The organism is Paenarthrobacter aromaticivorans (assembly GCF_019038615.1).
Classification (GTDB): Bacteria; Actinomycetota; Actinomycetes; order Actinomycetales; family Micrococcaceae; genus Arthrobacter; species Arthrobacter aromaticivorans.
Window position 1 is genome coordinate 739118 of the sequence record NZ_JAHOPC010000001.1, and the last position, 1613, is coordinate 740730.

A 1613-nucleotide genomic window follows, 5' to 3' on the forward strand; every position below is an offset into this window, starting at 1 on the left:
CCGTACTAACACCAGGACACAACCAGCAAGGCCATGCCAAAAAACATTTGATTTGTTGATATTCCACCCATGAGCACCCACCGCAGAACAAACGCCTGCGCAATGGGCAACACTGACAACCACCACCACCCCATGCAGGGCAACAGCAAGTTGTTAGCAGCTCCTTAGAAAGGAGGTGATCCAGCCGCACCTTCCGGTACGGCTACCTTGTTACGACTTAGTCCCAATCGCCGGTCCCACCTTCGACGGCTCCCCCCACAAGGGTTAGGCCACCGGCTTCGGGTGTTACCAACTTTCGTGACTTGACGGGCGGTGTGTACAAGGCCCGGGAACGTATTCACCGCAGCGTTGCTGATCTGCGATTACTAGCGACTCCGACTTCATGGGGTCGAGTTGCAGACCCCAATCCGAACTGAGACCGGCTTTTTGGGATTAGCTCCACCTCACAGTATCGCAACCCTTTGTACCGGCCATTGTAGCATGCGTGAAGCCCAAGACATAAGGGGCATGATGATTTGACGTCGTCCCCACCTTCCTCCGAGTTGACCCCGGCAGTCTCCTATGAGTCCCCGGCCGAACCGCTGGCAACATAGAACGAGGGTTGCGCTCGTTGCGGGACTTAACCCAACATCTCACGACACGAGCTGACGACAACCATGCACCACCTGTAAACCGACCGCAAGCGGGGCACCTGTTTCCAGGTCTTTCCGGTTCATGTCAAGCCTTGGTAAGGTTCTTCGCGTTGCATCGAATTAATCCGCATGCTCCGCCGCTTGTGCGGGCCCCCGTCAATTCCTTTGAGTTTTAGCCTTGCGGCCGTACTCCCCAGGCGGGGCACTTAATGCGTTAGCTACGGCGCGGAAAACGTGGAATGTCCCCCACACCTAGTGCCCAACGTTTACGGCATGGACTACCAGGGTATCTAATCCTGTTCGCTCCCCATGCTTTCGCTCCTCAGCGTCAGTTACAGCCCAGAGACCTGCCTTCGCCATCGGTGTTCCTCCTGATATCTGCGCATTTCACCGCTACACCAGGAATTCCAGTCTCCCCTACTGCACTCTAGTCTGCCCGTACCCACTGCAGAACCGGAGTTGAGCCCCGGTCTTTCACAGCAGACGCGACAAACCGCCTACGAGCTCTTTACGCCCAATAATTCCGGATAACGCTTGCGCCCTACGTATTACCGCGGCTGCTGGCACGTAGTTAGCCGGCGCTTCTTCTGCAGGTACCGTCACTTTCGCTTCTTCCCTACTGAAAGAGGTTTACAACCCGAAGGCCGTCATCCCTCACGCGGCGTCGCTGCATCAGGCTTTCGCCCATTGTGCAATATTCCCCACTGCTGCCTCCCGTAGGAGTCTGGGCCGTGTCTCAGTCCCAGTGTGGCCGGTCACCCTCTCAGGCCGGCTACCCGTCGTCGCCTTGGTAGGCCATTACCCCACCAACAAGCTGATAGGCCGCGAGTCCATCCAAAACCACAAAAGCTTTCCACCACCATGACATGCGCCAGATGGTCATATCCGGTATTAGACCCAGTTTCCCAGGCTTATCCCAGAGTCAAGGGCAGGTTACTCACGTGTTACTCACCCGTTCGCCACTAATCCCCCCAGCAAGCT

General features: G+C 56.7%; 1 rRNA gene. It reads right to left on the reverse strand.

Going from position 1 to position 1613, the window contains the following annotated elements:
- Nucleotides 1-168 precede the first annotated feature (168 nt).
- Nucleotides 169-1613 (reverse strand): 16S ribosomal RNA (locus KSW38_RS03560); the annotation flags it as partial.